Raw genomic sequence first — 24,147 nt, 5'->3', positions numbered from 1 at the left:
CAATATTAAGGTTATTTTTTCTGGATTTCGGCTTTTAGCTAAGAATGACATAGGACACTATACACATGACCCTAGAAATTACCGGAACTGAGTTAATTAAATCTAAACTTATAGATGCTCCTGAACGTTCAGGGGTTTATCGAATGTTTGATGTTAACAAGCAAGTTATCTATGTTGGTAAAGCTAAAAATTTAAAGAAACGCCTTACTAATTACATTAAAAGCAATTTAGATAATAAGACGCTTCGGATGATTGCAAATACTTGTTTTTTAGAGTATAGCATCACTAATTCCGAAGTTGAAGCACTACTTTTAGAAGCACAGCTAATCAAGAAATTTCAGCCGAAATTTAATATTCTTCTTAAGGACTACAAGTCTTTTCCTTTCATTAAGTTACGTTTAGATCATAATTTCCCACAATTACTAAAATATCGAGGTAAAATTCTAAGTGACGGGAAGTTTTTTGGTCCTTTTGCCTCGAGTGCGGAAGTTAATACTACTTTGACCGAACTACAAAAAATTTTTAAATTACGTTCCTGCACGGATAATTACTTTAATTCACGTACTCGCCCTTGCTTACAATATGAAATAAAACGTTGTTATGCTCCTTGCGTCGGTAAAATAAACAAGGAAGACTATAGAGACTTAGTAACTCAGGTTAAAGATTTCTTACAAGGTCGCACTAAAGAACTCCAAGAGAACCTATCTAGAAAGATGGCAGAGCTAAGTAGTCAGATGCGTTTTGAAGAAGCGGCAGAAATTAGAGATCGCATTAAAGCACTTAGTTATGTGCAGCTTAAGGCAGGGGTTTCAGATGTCGTTAAAGACGCAGATATAATCGCTATTGTGGACAAGAACGGGCATTATTGCGTGGAAGTGTTTTTATATAGGGAAGGGCAAGCATGCGGTAATATTCCTTATTTTCTTACTTCTACCGAAAATAGTACCAAAGAAGAAGTATTAGAATATTTTTTATTACAATTTTACCAAAAACAACACGTGCCTGCGGCAATTATAATTAATCATGAAATTAATGATAAAGAGAATGTGATAGAGGCGATTAAGAAAATCAACAATATACTTCAGCTTAATATTACAGTACCTAATAAAGGCGGTAAGGCTAAATTAGTTCAAAATGCCGAGACAAATGCTTTATTTTCTCTAGAGCAGTATTTGAAGAAATTTGCAAAAAATCAAGAGATTATGTTTGAAATTAAAGAGCTATTTGGTCTTTCTGAAATTCCTGAAAGAATTGAGATTTATGATAATAGCCATATTCAAGGTAAGTTTGCGGTTGGAGTGATGGTAGTTGCTAGTAAAGTCGGTTTTGATAAAAAAGAATATCGGGTTTTTAATGTCCATGCTCCCTCTCTCGTATGTCATTCCCGTGAAAGCGGGGATCCAAAAAGGTTAATGGATTCCTGCTTTCGCGGGAATGGCATAAAGAACTGCAGGGGTGACATAAAAGGTGACGATTATGAGATGTTCCGGCAAGTCCTAACAAGGCGGTTTACAAGGTTAAGGCAAGAGCCGCATAAATTGCCAAGCTTAATGATTATAGACGGCGGCAAAGGGCATTTAGGCGTCGTTAAAGAGGTGATGGATAAATTTGAAATGAATATTCCTTTTGTTTGTATGTCAAAAGGAGTAGATAGAAATGCCGGTTTTGAACAGTTCCATGTGATAGGTAAGGAAGTATTTACTCTAGATAAGAATTTGCCGGTTATGAAATATTTACAAATCTTGCGAGATGAGGCACATAATTTTGCCATAAAGAATCATAGACTAGGTAGATCACGTGCTATAAAAATATCAAGCCTTGACGATATAGAGGGCATAGGTGAAACTCGAAAAAAAGCATTACTGCATTATTTCGGTTCGTATAAAGCAGTATGCGACGCAACCATAGATGAGCTTGCTAAAGTAAATGGCATTAACAAGTTACTTGCTGAGATAATTTTTAATGCTTTGCACAGAAAAAACTAATATTATAACTCATGAAAAACCTAGTTGTATGAGTCGCTATGTCATTCCCGCGTAGGCGGGAATCCAGTCACTAAAAAGTCTAGACATACTAAATTTTAAAAATTAGAAGCTCGATTTTCTACTTGTCACTGAATTCCTGCTTCCGCAGGAATGATATCGCGCAGGTTTCTGGATGCATGCAATAAGGCCAGCTTTTTATATCCTCAATAGGATCTTTAAGTTCTTGGCATGCTTCGCCTATTAATTTAGGTTCATCATTCTGAGATAAATCATTAATATTAAATTTAGTTAAGTCAGGATAATATGGAGTCATTGTACCATGAATAGAATAATTTAAAGTTCCTGTCATTAAAGAGTTAACAGCATCATTTTTTTGCTTAGTAGAGTAATACATATTACGCATATTTTCTGAATACGTAGCTATATCAGCTAAAGTGCTGCCATTAACGTCATCACGTGAATTAAGCTTAAATTTTATTCTCCCATTCTCGTCTTCAATAGGAATTATTATGCTATATTTTCCTTCAATACTATTTTGCTTAGACATAAAATCCTCATAATTCAATTATTAACCTGAGTTAATATATTAAATTATTTAAAACTTTAAGTAATATACTTTATATGACTTTCCTCGTAATGACATTAGAATACCACCATCCTAGAATAAATATCACAAGACTCACCATCGTCCCTATAAACACTCCTCTAAGGTTGAAATATTGCAACGATAAAGAATAATATTCCCATATTAAGAAGATAGCTGTTCCGCCAAGTGATGATAAGACCATTATAGTTTTAGATGTTCTGATACCAAAAAGCGTTGTTATTAACGGTACTAATATTACCGGTCCCCAGAAACCAGTGAAGAATACTACTAAGTCAATTACATTACTAAATTTTAAAGCTACAATTATTGCAAAACTTCCTATTATAACGTTAATAATTTGAGCAATTAATAATAATTTTTGCTGATTTTTAACCTTAAAAATAGGATTGATTATATCTTTAACAATAGCTATAGAAGTAACGTTTAAATCAGAATCAGCAGTAGACATAACGGCAGCTAAGAGTCCGCTCATTACTATCCCTTGAATTAAAGTCGGGATGATTTGGTTGATTAAATAAGGTAATACTAAATTTGACGGTTGGTTTGGATAAAGCTTATAAGCAATTAAACCATTTAAAGTAATGCAAATCAAGAAGAAAAAATATATAGCGGATTTTGCATATATTGCTTTAGTTGTTTGCGTAGGATTTTTATTAATTAAAGCTCTTTGAATAAATGTAGGATATAGATTCATGACGCTAAAACTTAAAGCTGCTGCAATTGTATAAGAAAGTAGGTTGCTCTGATCAAAATTTGCATTTTCCGTAGGTAGGTTATTAATAAAATCTACAAAACCGATTTTATTTAAACTGATAAAAGTTATGGTTGGTATAGCGATTATCATCGCCAAAAATTGTAGTAAATTAGTAAAAACAATAGATTGTAAACCACCTATTGTAGTATATATAAGTACTATACTATAACTTAAAATTACCCCATTTACATCATTTATTTCTAAGATATATTGAAAAATATAGCCGCTTACGCTTATTTGAGCAGCCAAAAACCCCACTGAAACGATAACCGAACTAACCCCTCCGATAAAACGACCTATATTACCGTAATATGTACTCAGGATATCGCCGATGCTTTCAGCTCCGTAATGTTTGGCAATTAAAGGCACTATATAGATTGCAATTAATATATCTATAGGTATTGTAAGTATAAGAGCGTAAGCATAATATTCGTGCCCCAAAAAAGCCTTTTCCATAATGCCGAAAGTGGTGGCTCCTCCGACAGAACTTACAAATATCGTAGCTATTAATAACAGCTTACTATTTTGCGCTTTACTTTCAACATTTGCATAGTTCTTAAAACTACTATGTTTAGCTCGGTAATATATACCAATAAGTAGAATAGATATTAGGTATATGAATACGATAATATTATCAATAGGTAAATTAAACATAAATTAGATTTTAAAGCTCAAACTTAGCATTTGTTCACAATATATATGTAGTCAAGAATGCTAGATTTATAATTATGTGTCATAATCTGTTCCAAGAAGTTCAGTATCCGGTGTCCAAATATCTTGGTTGGGATCATATTTATATATTTTACCGTGGGGTTTAATTTTTTTTCAGTAGTTTTTTTCTTTAGGGGATAGTTAGCGTTTGATTGAGTTGTAGTTTTTATATTTTTACAATATTTATGTATTTTAAAAATACCTATTTTAAGTTGCGGCATAATTAACCTTTATTTATGTAAAAAATAAAATCATTATTAACATTAATCAATAATTATTTCAAATAAAACATAATAAAAATTAATAAGTCAATATTTTTTAAATTAACCTATATTAAAATAGTTCTATATGTCATTATTGAGTATGTTTAAGAAACCTATTCATGTACTTCACCAGCTAATTCAAGTCCCAACTCTTCAGGATTTTCATCAGCAACCACAACAATTTTAGATATTTTTGAACCGGTATAGAAATTTGTAGTATCATTTAATTGTTCTATATCTTTAGTGGTAACAAGAGAATTATCTATTGTGCTAGAATTATTATTTTGAGACGCTATTGCAAGGCTTAAAAAAGCTTTTAATTCAGGTTTATCATCGGGTACTAATTCTATTAGTTTTTTATCTCGATGATCTGCTCCATATTATTAAATTTAACCATTTCTGTGTAGCCTTCATGAATAACTAATTGAAGAGTTGAATATATGACATCTAAATCTTTTAACTCTGTTGAAGCTCCTTTTTCTAGTACAAATTCAGCTATATCATAAAGTTTGCGGTAAATAGCCTTATGTAGAACTGTATTATTAAACGAATCTTGAATATTGATATCATCACCTTGATGATCTAAAACCTTTTTTATAAGATGTTTTAGTTGAGCGGTTTGAAAAAACTTGGATTGGTAAAAAGAATATGCTCCGTAAGTGATATGAAATTGTTCGAATAGTTTATCTAGTGTAATGTTGTAGCCGGAGTCTTGTGCAGAAGATGAGGATATCAGTGGTACTTCTTGAATGGCCGATAAACTAATGCTAGGGATAAAATTGTAAGAAGCAATAGGAGTTAGGATGTCGTCTTGCTCTAGTAAGGTAATATCCAGACACCATACCTGTATCATAAGAAGATGTTTGTTCTGTTATTAGAGTAGCCATGTTCGTTTCTATTTCTCTAACTTTAGCCATCAAATTACTATAATCATTTACCTTAAATTAATATATTAAATAATATGAATGTTCAAGGTGAAAATCACTTAAAAAAAAATCCATAAAATCATTGGATTAAGCTTTGTTGTGTGGTTCGATGTTATTCCTGTATGGCGTTGTTATGTGGATCAATTCCCCCTCTTTCATCCCGCGACTTGATCGCGGAATCCATTCTAAAATACTAATATTAGTATTTTAAATTATTTTTTTGGATACCGTGGTCAAGCCATGGTATGACATCTTAATAATTTAACTCATCCTTGTTAAAAACCCTTGACTCCTTGATATTCCTATAATATCCTATAATTTCCCATTAAATCCCAAATTAACCCAATGAATGTATTTTTATCTAAGTATGTAAATGGTGTTGATAAAAAGAGTAGGGTGTCGGTGCCGGCGAATTACCGTGCGGTACTAGGGAAAGAATTATTTAACGGTGTAATTGCTTATCCGTCGATTAGGAATAATTGTATAGAGGTGTGTGGTATTTCGCATATCGAGAAATTAAGGCAGATGATAGAGACGCTTGATCCTTATTCCGAGGAGCGTGATGCGTTTGAGACTATGATATTCGGGGAAGCTGTACAACTTTCCTTTGATGGGGAGGGAAGAGTTACATTGCCGCAATCTTTAATGAAGCATGCAGGAATCGAAGAGCAAGCATGTTTTGTAGGTAAAGGGGTGATTTTTGAGATTTGGCAGCCGCAGAATTTTGAGAAATATTTAAATGCCGCTCAAAAAATTGCTCATGAAAAGCGGTTAACTCTAAGGAATGCTCATTAATGATACAATATCACGTGCCTGTAATGCTAAATGAAATGTTAGAGGCCTTAAGCCCAAAAGATGGTGAGTCTTATTTAGATTGTACATTTGGAGCAGGAGGATATAGCAAAGCAATATTAGAAAGCTGTAACTGTTATGTCACAGCCTTGGATCGTGATCCAAACGTGATTAAAAGAGCCGAAGAAATTCAGCAAAATTACGGTGAGAGATTTGATTTTGTAGAAACAAATTTTGCGGATAGTTTTGCAAAGCTTAAGGAAAAAAAATTTGATGGGATAGTGCTGGATTTAGGTGTTTCATCAATGCAGTTAGATATAGCAGATAGAGGATTTTCGTTTTTGCATGACGGACCACTCGATATGCGTATGAGCGGGCAAGGGCTTAGTGCCGAGGAGTTTGTAAATACGGCAGAGGAAAAAGAGCTAGCTGACGTAATTTACAAATACGGAGATGAGCGCTTTTCACGAAGAATTGCTAAGAGAATTGTAGAATATAGAAAAACGGCGAGCATTGATAGTACAGGCAAGTTAGCCGAGATTGTTAGAAGTAGTATAGGATTTAGAAAAGGCAAAATTGATCCTGCAACTAAAACCTTTCAAGCCATTAGGATTTATGTAAACGATGAGCTTGGGGAGTTAGAGCAGTTTTTAGTGAATGTAAAAAATATATTAAAGAAAGACGGACGTTTAGTTGTGGTGTCTTTTCACTCTTTAGAAGATAGGATAGTTAAGAATTTCTTTAAAGAAAATTCGGAAAAGCCGGTAGTAAGATCAAAATATGCTAAAGACGACATGACGATTGATCCAAATAAATGGCTTAAGATTATTACTAACAAAGCTCTAGCACCGTCAGATAAAGAAGTAGGGCTAAATATTAGAGCGAGATCGGCAAAACTTCGAGCAGCAAAAGCGATATATGAGTAATGAATTATGAGTATAAGCAAGCTTCACTATTTAACATTATTGATAACAATTATAGCAATATGTAGTTTGTTTAGCATAAAGGAGCGAGTCTCAACTCTTGATTATCAATTAAGTAGCGTTGTAAAACAGATAAATAGTGAGAATAATAATATTCATATTTTAAAAGCAGAGCAAGCTTATCTACTTTTGCCGGCTAGATTGGAAAAACTTGCGGCGGCTTATTTAAAATTAGAAACAGTTAAATCTTATCAAATGATCAAAGATCCGTTAGGGCCAAATATCGATCAAAATATTAAATTTAATCATAATATTAGTATTTCCAAGAGTAGTAAATGGCGTTACAAAAGAATTACAAATAATAAGTATATACAGACTGTTTCGAGTAGAGTGAAGGATACTCGATGAACTTCAAAAATTGGCTACGTCATCCTACTAAGTACTGCGGTACTCACGTATTCAGTATACGCTCCATTTCTTGTCTTGTGGATTCCTTGCTCTTTTTGCAGTTGATCTTCGTATCTTGGTAGGATTGTTGCATGGCTTGGAAAAAGCGTTCGATGTCATTCCCGCGAAAGCGGGAATCTAGGGTAAAGCGAGATAAATCGAGCTTTTCAAAAAATCTTGATTTCAAAGATTTTTTACTTTTCGAATCAAGTTTTGAAAAGGTTTTAAAGTACTGGATTCCCGCTTTCGTGGAAATGACATAAGGATTGCAGAAATATTAGTGTTTGAAACACCATAAATAACATATGAAACAAATTTTGGAAAAATGGAAACCTACAATTAAAAGTCTAACAATTTGGAATGTTTGTAGTAAAAATACAAAAATCCGATTATTAATGGTTATTTGTGTCTTTTCTTTTCTTTTTTGCACTTTATCTTACAGATTGATAATCGTTGCTACGAATGTTTACGATAAAAATATTAATTCCTTTAAAAAAAATCATCAATTTAGAAAAGAAATAGTTGATCGAAACGGTAATTTATTAGCAGTGAACCTACCTTCTGCCTCATTATTTGCTAATCCACAAATAGTACTTGATCCTGAAACTTCCGTAAAAAAGCTAGCAGAAATTTTACCTGATATTAATAAAGCTAAATTACTTGCAGAACTTAAGTCAAATAAAAGCTTTATATGGGTAAAAAGGGATTTACTACCTAGTCAGCAAGAAAAGATCACTAGCCTTGGGTTACTTGGTTTTGAATTTGAAGAAGAGCAGAAACGAATTTATACCTTTTCTAATTTATTGTCGCATGTTGTCGGTTATGTAGGTAGAGACTTGGTAGGGCTTAGTGGCTTAGAGCTCGCTTATGATAAGTATTTAACTAATTCTGATTATGAATTAAACGAACCAAAGAATCGGAAAGAACCGCTTCAATTATCTATTGATATCAGATTACAAAGTATTTTAAGTGAGGAGATTGATAAAACTTTAAAGCAATTTAAGGCCATAGGAGCAGTAGGCATTATTGCTGATCCAAATAATGGCGAGATTTTAGCATTAGTAAATAAGCCTGATTTCGATCCGCATTATCCGAGTTTAGCCAAACCGGAAGAGCTGTTTAATATAGCAAGTCTCGGCATTTACGAAATGGGTTCGGTGTTTAAGGCATTAACTATGGCAGTCGGCTTTGATACCGGTGCAATAAATATGAATGATGCTTATGATATAAGTTATATGAAAGTAGGAGGATTCCAGCTTAAGGATTATACGCCAAGGCAAGGATGGCATAGTGTACCTGAGATTTTTCTATATTCTTCAAATATTGGCACAAGTCAAATTATGCTTGAAATCGGTAAAAGCAATTTTAAAAAATACTTAAAGAAATTAGGTCTATTAGATCAGTTACAAATAGAATTACCTGAACGAGGTACTCCGTTATTTCCTTCCGAGAAAAGATGGAATGAGTTAACGAGTGTTACTATGTCGTATGGCTACGGCATTTCGATTAGCCCTTTGCATTTTGTTAGAGCAATGTTACCGGTTGTTAACGGCGGTACTTTATATGATCTTACTTTATTAAAAAGAAAGGATGAAAAAGTAATAGGTACAAAAGTTTTTAGTGAAAATACCTCCACCCAAATGAAGAAATTATTTAGAGCGGTAGTCAAAGAAGGTAACGGTAAAAGAGCAGAGGTCAAAGGCTATCTTATCGGCGGTAAGACCGGTACGGCAGAAAAACTTTCACAAGGGGCAGGGGGAAAAAAGAAATATCTAAAAAATAGTAGAGCGTCATCGTTTTTAGGTATGCTGCCTGCATCTAACCCGCAATATATTATTTTTATTAGATTTGATGAGCCGAAACCGACTAAAGAAAGCTTTGGCTTTGCAACTGCAAGTTGGACAGCTGCCCCTACTGCCGGTAGAGTATTTGAACGTATGATATCTTTATATGGTTTAGAACCGATAGAACAAAGTGAGGAAGAAAGTTAAAATATTACCTAATAATTATAGATTTTGTCATTGCGAGCAGGCATTGTTGCGTAGATCGGTAAAACCTACTTGATGTCATCCCCGCATATACGGGCATGACATAAAACGATCTGTGCAACAAAAAGCCTAAATTTTCTGGCAATGACGCATTTATAAGCTAAAAAGGAGGTTTTTATATGTCAAAAAATAAAAATATAACAGATAAACTTAGTATACCTATCCTACGGCTTAAGTCTTTTTATCCTACGACAACAATAAATAATATTATATCAAAACAACTATTTATATCCACAAGTTCCGAGGCACAAGAAGAATTAGAGCTTAGCGATAATGATAAAAGACCTAATCCTAGTTGTTGTGAGTTATTGTAGAATCAATATTCATTTTTTAAAACTGTACAAAATAGAAAATTAATTTATATTTTGTATACGGTTGATATGGTTGTTGGGTGGTTGCGATTTTTCTATTGTTACCCCGTGGTTTGACCACGGGGTCCAGTAAAAATGACCACACAAAATGTTGTTTATATAGATCCTGCGATCAAGTCGTGGGATGACAACCTAATTGCCGATCAAGTCACGGTATGACGCAGTACAAAACTATATAATAAAAAACTATTTATGTTAAAGATAAAACAGGAAATATATAAAAATAGCTTACAAATAATATTAAAATTGCTGTTTGCTTTGCTATGTTTTTTTATAATATTATTTCCGTTAGTGAGTTATAAAATAAATATTCAAAGCAGAATCTTTCCGGCGATGGAAATTATATTTATTTATTATTTTATGTCGTTATATTCCTTAAATATTTTTAACATATTTTTTTTCGGTCTATTTATAGATCAAATAAGTGGTATGCCTATTGGTACAAATTCGCTAGTTTTTTTATCGGCATATACGATTTATAAATTATCTTCAAAATATTTTGTAGCTAAAAACTATTTAATAAATTTCATTATTTTTTGCGTTTATTGTTTATTTATATTGAATTTTAAATATTTACTAATAACAATCAAGAAGCTAGAAGCAGACGGATATTTAATAATTTTCTTTCAATTTTTAACAACTATATTTTCTTATAATATAATTCGTCTTATACTTGACTCTCCTATGAATTACTTTAAAAAGTATGCTAAATAAGAAAATACTACATGGTGAGTTAATTTCACGAAGAGCCTTTATAATCGGATTAGGTAAACTCGGATTTTTATCATTGCTTGGAATAAGAATGTTTTATTTACAGCTTATTAAAAGTGAAGAATATAAGACTTTATCGGATAAGAATCGTATTAATTTCGTTGTACTGCCACCGACTAGAGGAAGAATTTACGATTTAGACGGCAATATTTTAGCTACTAATAAACCATGTTATCAGCTAGTAATAGATAGGAGCATTAATAATAATTATAGGGATGAATTAGAAATAATTAGTAATATTCTAAATTTATCTCCGGACAAATATAATTATATTAAGCAAAAAATTAAAAAATCTAGTCGCCACACTCCTTTAATAATATTTGATCAGCTTGATTGGCAGCAAGTATCAATGATTGAAGAACAAAAGCATAAACTCGCTTCAATATTTATTGATATAGGTTATTTAAGGTTTTATCCTTTTTCAAGCATTACTTCTCATTTAATCGGTTATCTTGGTCAAATAAATGAGCAAGAGAAGCAGGAATTAAATATACATAGTTTAAGCAATTTTAATATCGGTAAATCCGGTATTGAAAAATATTACGATAACAAACTAAGAGGAGCATTTGGTTATAAAAAAGTTGAAGTAAACGCTTATGGTAAGCAGGTAAGAGAAATAGCAGGAACCCCTACTAAATCGGGTGAAGATATGCATTTAAATATCGATGCGTCTCTTCAGCAAAATATCCAGCAATATTTACATCCTAAAGGTTCTTCGGCAATAGTTATGGATACTAAAACCGGAAATGTACTAATTTGTGCTTCCACCCCGGGTTTTGAATCAAATCATTTCAGTAAATTATCGGAAAATTATTGGCAAAGTTTAATGAGTGATCCTTATAAGCCTTTAATTAATAAGGTAATACAAAATGCTTATCCTCCAGGCTCGGTTTTTAAAATAATTACCGTACTTGCAGCCCTTGAAGTAGGCATTAATCCTAATAAAACCGTTTTTTGCGACGGTAGCTCTGCTCTTGGTACTAATAGCTTTAGATGTTGGAATCATAGCGGACACGGAACGTTAGATATGATGTCTGCTTTAAAGCATTCTTGTAATATTTATATGTATGAATTAGCAAGAATAGTAGGTCCGGATAAAATTCTTGAAGTTGCAAGAGAATTTGGCCTCGGCTCAAAAACCGGTATTGATTTAGCTCCTGAAAGTAGCGGGTTTGTACCGTCAAAAGAGTGGAAAAAGAAAAAATTAAAGCTTCCTTGGTCAATAGGAGATAGTTTTAATTTAGCAATCGGACAGGGGTTTCTAGGGGTAACGCCGATGCAGCTTGCAAGGTTTATTACAGCTATTGCAAGTAACGGTAAACTGTATACGCCTAGAATATTAAAAAATGATCCGGAATTTTATAATGTCAATATTAAGCCCGAAAATATCACAATAATCCAAGAAAGTTTGTATAATACCGTTAATGTTGCGGGAGGTACGGCGTATTATAATAGAATTTTAGGCAAAAATAGGCAGCTCGCTGGTAAAACCGGTACTGCGCAGGTGCAAGGCAAACTAAATGCTAAAGATGATTTAAGCCGTAAATCTATTGCTTGGGATAGGCGTAATCATGCCTTGTTCTTAGGCTTCGCTCCTTATCACGATCCTAGTTATTCCGTTACCGTCTTTATTGATCATGGCGGAGGTGGTAGTAAAGCCGCCGCCCCTGTAGCTCGTAAAATTATGTCGGATGTGTTGGATAAGTATTTATAGCTTTTTTCAGTTTGTAGTTTGTGCTATTATGTGTCGTAATGTGTTATTAATTAAAGATAGGTTACAAGATGGCAAGACTGAATTTAACTATTTCGGACGAACTAAATAATAGTTTAGCATAGTCAGCAAAAAACTTAGACAGATCAAAAGGGCTATAGTATGTAAAGCAATTGAATATTATCTACAGGAAATACAAGAAGATTCAGAAGAGGCTAAAATTGCTTTGCAAAGAATTTAATGCCCCTGATTTTAAAACTTACACTACTGACAAAGTTAGGGAATGGTTAAAAAAGAAAAATGTTTAAAGTTATATGAAAAAATAAGGCATGTACAGAATTAGCTGAATTGTGTGGTATCCAGAAAACAACTTAAAATACTAATAATATTAGTATTTTTAACTAGATCCCGTGATCAAGGAACTAGGTGACAATGGCAAAACTGATCCATGCGGATAATGCTAGCTTTATATAATTATATCTTAACTCATATCAAAAAATACTTTATTTTAGTTAGTAGTTTGTGTTATTAATAACTAGGCTTTGCGTACGGAAAATTAAATTAATCTATTTTTTGTTGTAAATCATAAGATTTTTTTGAAATAGGAATAACTATTATTGCAAAAATCTTATTAATTTTCTTTTACAAAACTTAGGAATTATTATAGAGGTATATATATGTCTAAGAAAAAGCAGGACGATCAAATAATAAAAGAATTAGAGGAAAGACTAGCAAAACTTAAAGGTACTCCTCCATCACTTGAAGAATTAGAAGAAAGGTTTGCAAAGCTCCAAGATAGACCTTATATCCCCATAAAAAAATCTGGTAATGAAGTAGACGATCTAATTGAGCAGCTGCAATCTGAGCTTAAACTAGAACAAAAAAGTAAAAGCCTTAATGATCAAAAAGACCAAGCAATACGTGATAGGCTAGATAAATTAAGAGAAGACAGTCCTATAACACAAAAAAAGACACCTATAGATCTTTCTTTTAATGATACTAAATCAATAATTACCGATACTATAGATGCTCAGGCAGATATAGCTAGTTCATATGCTAATCGCTCTACCGAGTTAGAGGAGAAAAAAGCATTACTCCATTTAGCTAATAATCTAACTGAAGCGAGAGATATTATTAGGGATATACCCCCTATATCTAAAGAATATGTGCCTAAACTATTAGATGTTATTGCTAGTGGGTTAGGTAAAATTTATGAAGGAATAAAGAAAATAGCTTCGCCTGCAGTTAATATTATAAAAGAAATAGGTAGTAGTCTTGTTAATTCGATTAAATCACTTCCTCACAAATCTTCCAAGCAACAAATAAAATTAAAGAAGTTATATAGAACATATGTTGATTTAAAAGGAATAAAGCCAAAGATAAAAGAAGAGTTTCTTAAAAAACATTATGAGCGAATTGATCAGCTGCAAACTCCTAAGGAAATATTTGTAGAAACTGCCAAAATTACTAAATCTATAAGGATAGCCGGAAAACAAAAGATAAATACTCTTAAACAACAACAAATTATTAATAGAATGAAGCAGCAAAGTCCTACTGCTTTTATAAATAATAATTCATTTACACCGTCTAATACTCCTACTAATAAAGCAAGGTCTTCCCAGAGCAACCAAAGGTAAATGCTATGTTATTCCTGTGAAAGCAGGCATCTAGAAAAATAACCCTTAATATTGGACAAAATTATACCTTTAACAAAATAAGCATATAAAAAATTTTTTATATGTTTTACTGGATTCCCGCTTTCGAGGGAATGACATAAAGAGCATTTACTGATCCACGCAACAATGCCACGCGGGGATGACATACTGAATGTTCGTATAAGGACCAAGGTATTTAAAGATTATTCTACTACGTTCATTCCGCTTGTCTTAGCTTTATCAAACGAAGTATCTTTAATTGCTGCTTCGGTAAAATCGGCATTTGTTAGGTCGGAGTTATTAAAGTCCGCCTGATCAATTTTAGCTAATTTAAATATACTATCTGTTAATATTGAGTTTGAAAAATCTGTTTTAGTAAGTATTGCTGCAGAAAAATTAGCCTCTTTTAAAATAGAATTTTTTATTACCGTATTTGTTAGGTTAGCATTTTTAAAGATACTATTTGAAAAATCTACTCTATCAAATATTAAGTTGCTCAAGTCAAAATTTGTTAAATTCATATTTGCTAAGTGAGTTATTTTTTGCAAATCTTTTACCGAACTTATTACTATATTATTTGGTAGAATTTTGCTCGAATTATCACTATTTAAAATAATATTATTAGAAATATTAGTATTAATAAAACCAGAATACGCTTGGTAGTTAATATTATTTATTTGTGAATTAGAAAGGACGGAATTAATAACCGCAGTATTTGTTAGATTGGAATTTATTAGAGCTACTTGGTTTAAATTGCCTAAAGTAATTTTAACATCTGAAAAATTTACGTTTTGTATTAAAGATTTAGAAAAATTTATATTATTAAATTGTCCGTTAGTTATATTTGAGTTTATTATTTCACTGCTGTTTAAGTCAGTATTAATCACTATAAATTGTTTAAAATCATTATTGCTAAAAATGTTATTAGTATAGCTAATATTATCTAAAATAATATTTGAGCCTTTAGTTTTATTAATCCTTACAAAATTAGCATTACTATTTTTTATTGATAAATTATTAAATTTATTATCGTTTAGACTCATATTATTTAATATCGCATTATCGATTTTAAAATGATTTAAAACTGAACTACTAATTGTACTATTTTGTAAATCACATTTAGTAAGGCTAATATTTTGTAATGTTGCATCTTGAAAAGAAGCGTATGAAAAGCAAGAGTTATTACTTTGTACGTTATTAAAATTTACTGCATTAAAAATACTTTGTGTGAAGTTAGAATCCTTAATTATTACTGCTGTTAATGTAGTTTGACTTAGGTTGCTAGATTCAAAATAATTATTAGTAAAATTGGTATTATTTATTACACTTTTTTCTAAATCCGTACCGTAAAATATTGAATTTGTTATATTAGTATTTTTAAAGCTATTATTCTTTAGGTTAGCTTTTTGAAAATTAACACCGTTGATAGTATTATTGCTCCATAATACATGACTAAATTTAGAATTTTCAAAGTTGACATTTATTATAGTAGTTTTATTAAAAGCAGTATCGCTAAAATTTGATTGAACAAAATTTGTATTTTGTAATGTTATATTGTGAAAAATTGAACCTTGAAAGTCAGAATTATATCCGGAAATATTTTTTATTACCGAATCTGCAAAATTACTTTCTTGAATTATAGCATTTGTAAGTATTGCTTTGTCTAAATTGCTACCTGCAAAATCAGCACGTAATATTTCGCAGGAAGTCAAATCTATTCCTGATAAATCTTCATTTATTAGCTGTACTCCTATTAATTTTACTCCTTTTAAATTTGAACCGAACTTCTCTTTAAGGTTCACTTTAAGGTTTTTAGCATTTTGCGATATTATATAATTCCGAATTACCGTGCTTTGGCTATCCGTCAGTAATCCGTTCGCATCATGAGTAGATTCGGAGCAGCTGCTTAATAACAAATAAATCGTCATTATTGATATGACTTTAAGCATTTGCTTCCTCATATTCTTCTTCGTTTATTCTATTTGTAGGAGGTATATGTAAGCTTAATAATTTTAATTTACGATGCAAAGCCGATCTTTCCATACCGACAAATGAGGATGTTTTTGAAATATTATTATTAAAACGACTCATTTGTGCCGATAGATATTGACGCTCAAAAACTTCTCTAGCTTCTCTAAGCGTCATAGATAACATATCAAAGCTATCTTCAAGTTTTGTAAGATTAGTACTATTTGCTAATATTTCAGAAGGTATCATATAAGGTTTGATAATTTCATTATTACCTGTAGTTAACGGATTCATAATTAAAGTCCATTCAACAACGTTACGTAATTGTCTAATATTGCCCGGCCATTCATAGGATTGAAGAGCAGCAATAGTTTCATCGGCAAAGCTACGTTCTTTTAAACCTGAAAATTTTGAAAGTTGCTTAACAAAATACTTAACGAGTAGCGGTATATCTTCTTTTCTTTCATATAATGAAGGTACTTTTAGAGAGGATACATTAAGGCGATAATATAGATCTTCTAGGAATTTGCCGTTATTAACTTCATCTTGTATATTTTTAGAAGTACCGGTGATAATTTTTATATCAATTTTAATATTTTTTCCGCAAGGTTTTGTAATAGTTTGATCTTTAAGGAATTTTAATAATTTTACTTGGATAGGAATGGGAATATTACTGACCTCATCTATATATAAAGTACCGTTATTGGCAAATTCTAAGATAGTAGGGCGTTTATTATTTGCCTGCTTTTCCGATTCGCCGAATAATTCTTGATTGATTTTTTCCGTAGTCATACAGGTAGGGCTGAAAATAATGAACGGATTATTAGCCCTTTTAGATTGTTTATGAATTAATCTTGCTGCAAGTTCTTTACCACTACCGACTTTACCGTGAATCATTATACGACTGCTAGAGCTAGCTGCCTTTTCTATTGCCATTTTATATTTTAAAGTTACCGAACATCCGCCTACTAATTCAGTTTTATCTATAACCTTTGATTTTAAATCTATATTTTCGCGTTTTAACTTTGTTACTTCACAAGCTCTTGTAAGTAAAATAACTAATTTATCATTATTAAATGGTTTTTCTATATAATCGTAAGCACCCATTTTTATAGCATTTACTGCTGTTTCTATAGTACCGTGACCGCTAATAATTATTACCGGCATTAAAGGATAGCGTTTTTTAATTATCTCTAAAATCCCAAGCCCGTCAATTTCGCTTCCTTGAAGGCCAAATATCAAGTATAACTGCAGAGACCGGTTTTTCGGAAAGTATTTTAAGGGCTTGAGTACTATTAGCAGCAACCTTAGGGTTAAAACCTTCATCTTTCAAATTTGCAGCAATGAGATTTCGTATACTCTCTTCATCATCTACTATTAAAACATCTAGTTGTGACATTACAATTTACCTTAAAAATATTAATACTAGGTTCTTACGTACGATTTCTAAAAAGATTTACTATTTTACGATATTTTTTAGCGAAAATTAATAAGATTTTTGAAAGAATTAGTTATTCATATTTCAAAAAAAATCTTATAATTTGCAGCAAAAAATATCGTAAAATAGTAAATCTTTTTAGAAATCGTACGTAAGAACCTAAATATATACGTTAATGCCGAATGTAAAAGAAAGCAACATTTTTTTATAACATTTTTGTCACAATAGCTATTTATAATGTAAAGGTTGGCTAAGATTACATAATATTAAAATTATTTAAGGAATTTTAGTTAATTTTATTTGCAGTTTGTAGTGTTATAAATGATTATATATAATGAGAGGGGTAGGATATCCAAGTCGTCATTGCGAGCGACCGACCGTAGGGAGCGTGGCAATCTCATGAAATAATAACAAGCTCCTGAGCTTGCTTCGTCAATTACTTCGTAATTTCCTCGCAATGACGACGACGATTGTGTATCCAACAGTAAAACTGATTTTAAAAATTATGCTTAACATCTTTTTGATTATTATTTCATTATTTATTTGCTTAATAACCTACCTATTTATCAGCAAAACGGATATTTTTACAAATTTATTGATTTTAAATAGCTTCACGACTTTAGTGAGTTTATTGATTTGTTGTTTAGGTTTATACTCAGGCAATAGTTCATATTTGGATATAGCAATTATTTATTTTCTTCTAAGCTTTATAGCAACAAACGGATATTTAAAATATTTCATAAATGAATCGAATGAAAACAAAACAGATTGATAGACATCTTGCCAAATTCGCTTATAGAGAGGAATTTGTAGGAGACACGAAACGCAGCACCGCAGCGTACACAAGCGTACGTGAGGATGCGAGTATCGGATCGACGCACAAATTACCTCTAGAAGTAGAGTTTGGGAAGATGTCTAATACGGTAATTTTAGGATGCGGTCTTAGCGGCATGTTAACGGCGCTTTCTTTTGCACAAAAGGGTATAAAAACTACTATATTCGAGAGTAAATCGGTAAAAAGCCCAGAGTTTTTTAAAGATATAAGAACTACTGCTTTAACGCCGCATTCTAAAAATTTCTTATTCTCTATTGATATATGGGAGGCGCTTGAGAAGTTTGTAGCAGAAATGCAAGACATATATGTAGTAGATAATAAGGCTTCAGAGATATTAGACTTACGAAATGACGCTGACGCTGTACTTGGATATGTGGTTAAGAATAGTGACTTTAAAAAAATGCTATTGTCAAAAATAACTAATAATCCGTTGATAACATTAATTGATAATAATCAATATCAAGAGGTTATAAGCCATAATGACTACTCGATTATAAAATTTAATGATAAACAAATTAAGTGTAATTTATTAATTATATGTGACGGAGCAAATTCAAAAGTGAGGTCTCATTACTTTGCTAATGAAATTGAGAAACCTTATCAAACTGCTCTTGCATTTAATATTAAGCATGAAAAGCCGCATGAAAATTGTGCTATGGAGCATTTCCTGCCGCTTGGTCCTTTTGCTTTGCTGCCTTTAAAAGATCAATATGCTTCATCCGTAATATGGTCAACTTCTTCTGATCAGGCTGCTTTAATTGTTAATTTGCCTGTAGAAGAAGTGAGGTTTTTAACTCAAAGAAATGCCGGTAATTCCCTAGGTAAAATTACTATTGATAGTGAGATTAGTAGCTTTCCACTAAAAGCCCGTATAGCAAATAGATATTTTCATAACCGTATAGTGCTTATTGCCGACACTGCCCACACAGTACATCCGCTCGCCGGACAAGGGCTTAATCAGGGCATAAAGGATATAGAGATTTTGAGTATGATAGTTAGTAATAATGGCACATTACAAGAATATCAAAAGCTAAGGCAAGAGGATAATTTTATTATGTATAAGCTGATTGATGAGTTAAATAATATTTTTTCAAATTATTCCAAAAATTTAAGATGTTTAAGACAAATAGGATTTAAGGTGATAAATAATTTTAAACCTGTAAAAAACTTGATTACTAGCTATGCGATGGGGAAGAGGTGAGTGTTCTTTTGTATCATTTCTAGCTAGTTCTGATGTCATTCCCGCGAAAGTGGGAATCCAGTAATCAAGAATCGATAAAAGCATTATTTGTTTATACTTTTTAAAAGATGGATTCCCGCTTTCGCGGGAATGACATAGAATGTGAAATAACATAGAACATAATTTTATGAGATATGCGTGAGTAAAAAAAATTTAAGCAGTAAATCATCTATTAATACTCCTGAAGAAGGAATAAAAAATGCAGCAGAAGATAATAAGCTTAAATCTTCAATAAATACCCCTGAAAGAGTAGAGCTTTTAGAAGCAGTACAAACAAAAGCTTTTGAGCCTCCACAGGAGAACGGCAATCGTGAAATAAGCCAGCAGGAAAAAGAACGCTGCAAGAGGATACGGCACTTTACGGTGCTAAAGTTGCTTGTGCCGGAATCGCTGCAATTGGAGTAGCAATCGAAGTGGTACAGGAGGGCAGTAAAGTTATCGCTAGTCCTATTCATATTAGTAGAAGGAGTAATTAACGTTGGAGAAAAAGTAGCAAAAGCTTATGATCTGGTTGATACACTTCAGCAAGGTGCAAAAATTAAAGAAAAAGGTCCCCCAAGTCCTGGTTTAGCCGATAAGGCATTAAATAAAATCAGGACACTACCCGGTGGTGAAACTGCAGCAAATGTTCTAGAGAAAACATATAAAACATTAGGTAGTAAAGCAGTGAGACGTGCGGCTAGAATTGGCGGCGTTGCAGTATCGTTAGTCCTTAATCCCACTCCCGTCGGGGTTGTGGGCTTGCTGCACTTTCTTTATCAGCCGTTGCTTACAATGTTGGAAAAGAAACTTTAGAAGTAAAAGAAGATAAGCGTTTAGATAGAAAGAAAAAACTTTAGAAAATATTAAAGTTAATTATGTGAAGCAAGCAGAGTTAGTAGTTACTACTTGAATAGATAAAGCAAAAGATAGCCCTGAACTTAAAAATGTCTTGGATATTCAATTACCTAAAATTTATCAAGAAAAAGTTGAACCTGAAAAATTAAATACAACTAGAACTAAAGAGATTTTAAAAGTAATACGAGTACTACCTTAGAAACGGTATCTTTAATAGCACAAGCAAGTTCTGTAGGTGGTATTATAGGCGGTTTAGTAGCAGGTGCTATTGGAAGGAGGAGCTAATGTAATAGGTGAAGGAGATGCTAATTTAGTGCGTATAAAAAAGATAAAATAAATAGTTTAAAAACATCAATAGGAAATTATGAAGATAAGAAAGACTTGCTTGAAAAAGAAAGGCAAGCAAAAATAGATACCAAAGCATTAGAAGAATTTTTAACTATACCCCCTAAAATTGATCAATTAAGTGAAGGGCAGCTAAGAGAGCATTTTAATGTAACTAGAGCAAAGGTTGCAGCGAGACCTGAATTTGCTCCTCCTGCTAAAAAAACTAATTTTGAAAAAGTTAAATCGGCATTAAAAGTAGGAGTCGGTTATTTTATTGAATCGCAATTTGGTGATTTAAAAGAAATGTACGGTAAAAAAGAAGAAACATCTCAATCTTTTATAACTCTAAATGTTAGCAATAAAGTAAAACCAGAGCAAAATAAAGCTCATGAGCAAGCCAACATATGCAAGAGAATTTGTCATGCGGTAAGGGGGTTCGTTATGGTGCTAGCTCACCATCATCACAATCAACACCGAATGCTTCTAAACACCATGAATCTTCAAGAGGATTTTTAATTGTTAATAAAGACTTATAAATTACCTTATAGATTATATCTTGCCGCAGAGATGTTTAAGCGGTGCAGAAATACTAGGGGGGAGCGGTGAATTTTGTAGCGATTGTTGGAAGAAGCTAGAATTTATAGCAAGATCCTATTGTAGTATATGTGGACAAAGATTTAGTATAAAAATCTTAGATAACTGCATTTTTGGAAATTGTTATAGCAACAAACCTAATTATGAGTTTGCTCGCAGCTTATTTAAGTGTAATTAGCATAGCAAAAAATAGTTCATCAGTTTAAATATCAAGATAAGACGATATTTGCTAAGACCTTTGCTAAGCTTTTATATAATAGATATAGCAGCGAGGATATAAAAGATATTGATTTAATCATACCTGTACCTATGAATAGCTTTAAGAGGTTACTACGAATGTATAATCCTGCTTATATTTTAGCTATGGAAATTGTAAAAGTTACCAATAAAATGTTAAAAGCTGATATTTTAACTAAAGCAAAATGGACTAAGTCTCAGACTTTTCTCTCACGAAAACAACACAAAAATAATATAAAGGGTAGTATCAAATTTAACACAAAGTATAATATTGTAAGTAAAAAAATCTTATTAGGTGATGATGTCGTTACCACTGCTGTTACTATAAATGAATGTGCTAAAATTTTACTACAAGCTGGGGGTGGCATCGGTCAAAGTCTTAAGTGTTGCTATGACATAACGTCATTGCAAGGGGACGTGGTTGTGTATATCGAAAAACACACTCGATGTCATCCCTTGGCTTGACCACGGGATCCAAAAAATAATAAAAAATTTTAGTATTTTTAACTGGCATGGTCAAGCCACGGGGTAACACAGAAGGTAACTTATACAAAATGAAATAAAAAAAGTTTGTGTTATCGGTGCAGGAGTAATGGGTTCAGGGATTGCAGCGTTAATTGCTAATTCCTCTTATAAAGTAGTGCTGCTTGATATTATCGCTAAAGATTCCGATGATCCTAATAAAATAGTTAAAACCGCTAAAGAAAATTTGCATAAACAAAAACCTCCACCTTTATCTTTTCCTGATAAAGCAAATTTCATTACCATCGGTAATTTAGAATATGATTTAGTGATTGAAGTTATTGTTGAGAAGTTAGAAATCAAACACCAATTATATAATAAAATTATTCCTTATCTTAAAGAAGATGCAATTATTGCTTCTAATACCTCTACATTACCGCTTAAAAGACTCAAAGAGAATTTACCAGATAATATTAAATCTAGATTCGTTATTACGCATTTCTTCAATCCGCCAAGATAATATGGAACTGCTTGAGTTAATTATAGACCCTACGATAAAGGCTGAAGTAATAGAAAGAGTATCAGAGTTCTTAACGAAAACGCTTGGTAAAATTATAGTAAAATGTAATGATACGCCTGGTTTTATTGCTAATATAGTAGGGTGTTTTTTACTTGAATTAGTAGCCTGTAAAGCGATAAGTCAGAATCTTGATGTTGCTACTATAGATAAAATATTTACTACATTTTTAGGGCTGCCAAGTACCGGAATTTTCGGTTTATATGATCTAATCGGGTATGACGTAATGAAGTTAATTTCAAGTTCATTACTTACCTCTCTTCCTGCAAATGATGCTTATCATAAAATATATGTAAAGACCCCTGTTCTTGATAGGATGATAGAAGAAGCAGTTAATTGGACGTAAAGGTGACTGTGGATTTTATCGTTTATCGGTATCAAATGGCAAAAAGATTAAAGAAGTTATCAATATAAACGACTTATAATATAGTCCTGTTCAAAAAGTAGATATTTTAATCTTGATGCGCTTCTTGTAAGTGATTCGGTTTACGGTAAATTTTTTACTGCAATTATCAAGGAATTTTATGTTTATTTAGCAAGTCTAGTTCCGTCGGTGACGGATAATATTTATGATATCGATGCTGCTATGAAGCTTGGTTACAGCTGGAAATATGGTCCATTTGAATTATTGACTATAACTGCTAAAAACGGTTGGAATGCGGTAATTAAAAATGCCGATTTAATGCATATCCCACTTCCGCAATATTTAGCCAATAAAGAATATCAAAAAATCGATAAACAAAAATTTAATTCTCACAAAGATATTTTACAAGAAAGTCAGATAGTATTGGAGAATAGCTCAGCAAAATTAATACTTTATCAAGATGTTTTGATTTTTGTTATTACTACAAAAATGAATTGTTTAAATCATGAGGTGTTTTATTTACTACAAGAAGCAGCAAGTAAAGCCGAAAATGATGGTAAAAATCTTTATATTTATCCGCAAGGAAATAATTTTTCTGCCGGTGCTGATTTAAAACTTCTTCTTTCTTATATTGAAGATAAGAATTTTCACGATCTAGAGAATTTACTAAAGCTGGGACAGCAAACCATGCTCCACTTAAAATATTCCTCTGTACATGTTATTAGCTTGTGGTCTTGGTGTGTGGCACTTGGAGTTGGTTTAATACCCAGGTGGGGCGGTGTTACCGCAATGTTTGCTCGAAGTAATGGTAATAAAACTAAACTCATTAGAAATATCAGCAATATTATAGAGAAGAATAAAACAAGTTCAGCCGATTACTTTAAAGCAGATTATGATGTAGAGAATATGCACGTAAATATGAACAAGCATTATATTTTAGAGGAAGCTTTAAAATTAAACCTACCTAAAAAGATAGTACCGATTCCGCATAAAATTACTTTGCCTAAAATAAATTTAGCCACAGCAATAGATACATCAAAAATAACGATCTACAAAATAAGGTACTTAGCAAATTTCAAGATATTATTGATACACATAATGAAACAAATGAAGAAGAGCTATTTGCCTATGAGCAGGAAATATTTTTAGAACTTGCAAAAGATCCAAAAACTATAGAGAAGCTGAAAGTAATTGTGGGATAAACTCCTACTATGTCATTCCTGCGAAAGCAGGAATCCAGAAAAAGTAGTCTTAATATTGACAAAATAAACCTAAAAAAACAAGTTTTTTGTAGGTTTTACTGG

General features: G+C 32.1%; 18 protein-coding genes and 4 pseudogenes. 17 read left to right on the top strand and 5 right to left on the bottom strand.

The window, feature by feature from the left end; genetic code table 11:
* Positions 1 to 65 precede the first annotated feature (65 nt).
* The gene (gene uvrC, locus RJP_RS04440) at positions 66 to 1,985 is read left to right on the top strand and encodes an excinuclease ABC subunit UvrC (protein ID WP_014120908.1); all 1,920 of its coding nucleotides are present in this window, start codon (positions 66 to 68) and stop codon (positions 1,983 to 1,985) included.
* Positions 1,986 to 2,175: 190 nt separating this feature from the next.
* Here uvrC and RJP_RS04435 read toward each other — a convergent pair.
* The 3 genes and pseudogenes from RJP_RS04435 to RJP_RS04420 all read right to left on the bottom strand — a co-directional run.
* Positions 2,176 to 2,388 (bottom strand): annotated as a pseudogene (locus RJP_RS04435) (hypothetical protein); the annotation flags it as partial.
* A 214-nt stretch (positions 2,389 to 2,602) separates the two neighbouring features.
* Positions 2,603 to 4,000 carry a sodium:solute symporter family protein gene (locus RJP_RS04425; RefSeq protein ID WP_014120906.1) on the bottom strand — a complete coding sequence of 466 codons (1,398 nt, stop codon included), beginning with the start codon at positions 3,998 to 4,000 and terminating at the stop codon, positions 2,603 to 2,605.
* Positions 4,001 to 4,669: 669 nt separating this feature from the next.
* The gene (locus tag RJP_RS04420) at positions 4,670 to 5,173 is read right to left on the bottom strand and encodes an ankyrin repeat domain-containing protein (protein ID WP_225981227.1); all 504 of its coding nucleotides are present in this window, start codon (positions 5,171 to 5,173) and stop codon (positions 4,670 to 4,672) included.
* A 418-nt stretch (positions 5,174 to 5,591) separates the two neighbouring features.
* Between RJP_RS04420 and mraZ the strand changes: the two genes are divergently transcribed.
* The 8 genes from mraZ (at position 5,592) to RJP_RS04380 (ending at position 13,946) form a co-directional block, all read left to right on the top strand.
* Positions 5,592 to 6,041, top strand: coding sequence for a division/cell wall cluster transcriptional repressor MraZ (gene mraZ / locus RJP_RS04415; RefSeq protein ID WP_014120905.1), 450 nt, complete (start codon positions 5,592 to 5,594; stop codon positions 6,039 to 6,041).
* Positions 6,041 to 6,964: a 16S rRNA (cytosine(1402)-N(4))-methyltransferase RsmH gene (gene rsmH / locus RJP_RS04410; protein WP_014120904.1), complete on the top strand. Its 924-nt coding sequence runs from the start codon at positions 6,041 to 6,043 to the stop codon at positions 6,962 to 6,964. The genes mraZ and rsmH overlap by 1 nt, the downstream gene beginning before the upstream one ends.
* 6 nt (positions 6,965 to 6,970) lie before the next feature.
* Positions 6,971 to 7,369 (top strand): cell division protein FtsL, encoded by a 399-nt coding sequence (gene ftsL, locus RJP_RS04405; RefSeq protein WP_014014497.1) that lies wholly within the window; start codon positions 6,971 to 6,973, stop codon positions 7,367 to 7,369.
* Positions 7,370 to 7,713: 344 nt separating this feature from the next.
* On the top strand, positions 7,714 to 9,399 hold the full coding sequence (locus RJP_RS04400; RefSeq protein WP_014120903.1) for a peptidoglycan D,D-transpeptidase FtsI family protein: 1,686 nt from the start codon (positions 7,714 to 7,716) through the stop codon (positions 9,397 to 9,399).
* Positions 9,400 to 9,575: 176 nt separating this feature from the next.
* Positions 9,576 to 9,770, top strand: a complete 195-nt coding sequence (locus tag RJP_RS04395; protein ID WP_014120902.1) for a hypothetical protein — start codon at positions 9,576 to 9,578, stop codon at positions 9,768 to 9,770.
* Positions 9,771 to 10,019: 249 nt separating this feature from the next.
* Entirely contained in the window at positions 10,020 to 10,541 is a 522-nt protein-coding gene (locus RJP_RS04390; protein ID WP_014120901.1) for a hypothetical protein, read from the top strand.
* Entirely contained in the window at positions 10,531 to 12,312 is a 1,782-nt protein-coding gene (mrdA, locus tag RJP_RS04385; protein ID WP_014120900.1) for a penicillin-binding protein 2, read from the top strand. Before RJP_RS04390 ends, mrdA begins: the two co-directional genes overlap by 11 nt.
* A 674-nt stretch (positions 12,313 to 12,986) precedes the next feature.
* Positions 12,987 to 13,946 carry a hypothetical protein gene (locus tag RJP_RS04380; protein WP_014120899.1) on the top strand — a complete coding sequence of 320 codons (960 nt, stop codon included), beginning with the start codon at positions 12,987 to 12,989 and terminating at the stop codon, positions 13,944 to 13,946.
* Positions 13,947 to 14,167: 221 nt separating this feature from the next.
* Here the strand turns inward: RJP_RS04380 and RJP_RS04375 are convergent, their stop codons facing one another.
* Complete coding sequence (locus tag RJP_RS04375) at positions 14,168 to 15,913, bottom strand: pentapeptide repeat-containing protein (protein WP_024704603.1); 1,746 nt, start codon at positions 15,911 to 15,913, stop codon at positions 14,168 to 14,170.
* Positions 15,906 to 17,331 (bottom strand): annotated as a pseudogene (locus RJP_RS04370) (sigma-54-dependent transcriptional regulator). Before RJP_RS04370 ends, RJP_RS04375 begins: the two are co-directional and overlap by 8 nt.
* 544 nt (positions 17,332 to 17,875) lie before the next feature.
* On the opposite strand from RJP_RS04370, the gene RJP_RS08005 reads away from it, so the two are divergent.
* The 8 genes and pseudogenes from RJP_RS08005 (at position 17,876) to RJP_RS11575 (ending at position 24,045) form a co-directional block, all read left to right on the top strand.
* Positions 17,876 to 18,142 carry a monovalent cation/H+ antiporter complex subunit F gene (locus tag RJP_RS08005; RefSeq protein ID WP_081497974.1) on the top strand — a complete coding sequence of 89 codons (267 nt, stop codon included), beginning with the start codon at positions 17,876 to 17,878 and terminating at the stop codon, positions 18,140 to 18,142.
* Complete coding sequence (gene ubiH / locus RJP_RS04365; protein WP_024704601.1) at positions 18,123 to 19,406, top strand: 2-octaprenyl-6-methoxyphenyl hydroxylase; 1,284 nt, start codon at positions 18,123 to 18,125, stop codon at positions 19,404 to 19,406. The genes RJP_RS08005 and ubiH overlap by 20 nt, the downstream gene beginning before the upstream one ends.
* Before the next feature lie 177 nt (positions 19,407 to 19,583).
* Complete coding sequence (locus RJP_RS04360; protein ID WP_014120894.1) at positions 19,584 to 19,850, top strand: hypothetical protein; 267 nt, start codon at positions 19,584 to 19,586, stop codon at positions 19,848 to 19,850.
* Between the two features lie 132 nt (positions 19,851 to 19,982).
* Positions 19,983 to 20,284 (top strand): annotated as a pseudogene (locus RJP_RS11405) (hypothetical protein).
* A 379-nt stretch (positions 20,285 to 20,663) separates the two neighbouring features.
* The gene (locus RJP_RS04345; RefSeq protein WP_014014486.1) at positions 20,664 to 21,125 is read left to right on the top strand and encodes a hypothetical protein; all 462 of its coding nucleotides are present in this window, start codon (positions 20,664 to 20,666) and stop codon (positions 21,123 to 21,125) included.
* Between the two features lie 40 nt (positions 21,126 to 21,165).
* Positions 21,166 to 21,381, top strand: a complete 216-nt coding sequence (locus RJP_RS10590) for a double zinc ribbon domain-containing protein (RefSeq protein ID WP_225981226.1) — start codon at positions 21,166 to 21,168, stop codon at positions 21,379 to 21,381.
* Between the two features lie 158 nt (positions 21,382 to 21,539).
* On the top strand, positions 21,540 to 21,905 hold the full coding sequence (locus RJP_RS04340; protein WP_024704600.1) for a ComF family protein: 366 nt from the start codon (positions 21,540 to 21,542) through the stop codon (positions 21,903 to 21,905).
* Positions 21,906 to 21,987: 82 nt separating this feature from the next.
* Positions 21,988 to 24,045: pseudogene (locus RJP_RS11575) on the top strand (3-hydroxyacyl-CoA dehydrogenase NAD-binding domain-containing protein).
* Positions 24,046 to 24,147: the final 102 nt, after the last annotated feature.

The organism is Rickettsia japonica YH, assembly GCF_000283595.1.
GTDB classification, from domain to species: Bacteria; Pseudomonadota; Alphaproteobacteria; order Rickettsiales; family Rickettsiaceae; genus Rickettsia; species Rickettsia rickettsii.
Note: the sequence above shows the minus strand (reverse complement) of the source record. Positions and strands in the feature narration are given on the sequence as shown.

What these genes read in the sequence shown, in the direction of transcription:
- uvrC (WP_014120908.1), top strand. Translation starts at nt 66, where the DNA reads ATGACCCTAGAAATTACCGGAACTGAGTTAATTAAATCTAAACTTATA.
- RJP_RS04425 (WP_014120906.1), bottom strand. Translation starts at nt 4,000, where the DNA reads ATGTTTAATTTACCTATTGATAATATTATCGTATTCATATACCTAATA.
- RJP_RS04420 (WP_225981227.1), bottom strand. Translation starts at nt 5,173, where the DNA reads ATGATACAGGTATGGTGTCTGGATATTACCTTACTAGAGCAAGACGAC.
- mraZ (WP_014120905.1), top strand. Translation starts at nt 5,592, where the DNA reads ATGAATGTATTTTTATCTAAGTATGTAAATGGTGTTGATAAAAAGAGT.
- rsmH (WP_014120904.1), top strand. Translation starts at nt 6,041, where the DNA reads ATGATACAATATCACGTGCCTGTAATGCTAAATGAAATGTTAGAGGCC.
- ftsL (WP_014014497.1), top strand. Translation starts at nt 6,971, where the DNA reads ATGAGTATAAGCAAGCTTCACTATTTAACATTATTGATAACAATTATA.
- RJP_RS04400 (WP_014120903.1), top strand. Translation starts at nt 7,714, where the DNA reads ATGAAACAAATTTTGGAAAAATGGAAACCTACAATTAAAAGTCTAACA.
- RJP_RS04395 (WP_014120902.1), top strand. Translation starts at nt 9,576, where the DNA reads ATGTCAAAAAATAAAAATATAACAGATAAACTTAGTATACCTATCCTA.
- RJP_RS04390 (WP_014120901.1), top strand. Translation starts at nt 10,020, where the DNA reads ATGTTAAAGATAAAACAGGAAATATATAAAAATAGCTTACAAATAATA.
- mrdA (WP_014120900.1), top strand. Translation starts at nt 10,531, where the DNA reads ATGCTAAATAAGAAAATACTACATGGTGAGTTAATTTCACGAAGAGCC.
- RJP_RS04380 (WP_014120899.1), top strand. Translation starts at nt 12,987, where the DNA reads ATGTCTAAGAAAAAGCAGGACGATCAAATAATAAAAGAATTAGAGGAA.
- RJP_RS04375 (WP_024704603.1), bottom strand. Translation starts at nt 15,913, where the DNA reads ATGCTTAAAGTCATATCAATAATGACGATTTATTTGTTATTAAGCAGC.
- RJP_RS08005 (WP_081497974.1), top strand. Translation starts at nt 17,876, where the DNA reads ATGCTTAACATCTTTTTGATTATTATTTCATTATTTATTTGCTTAATA.
- ubiH (WP_024704601.1), top strand. Translation starts at nt 18,123, where the DNA reads ATGAAAACAAAACAGATTGATAGACATCTTGCCAAATTCGCTTATAGA.
- RJP_RS04340 (WP_024704600.1), top strand. Translation starts at nt 21,540, where the DNA reads ATGTATAATCCTGCTTATATTTTAGCTATGGAAATTGTAAAAGTTACC.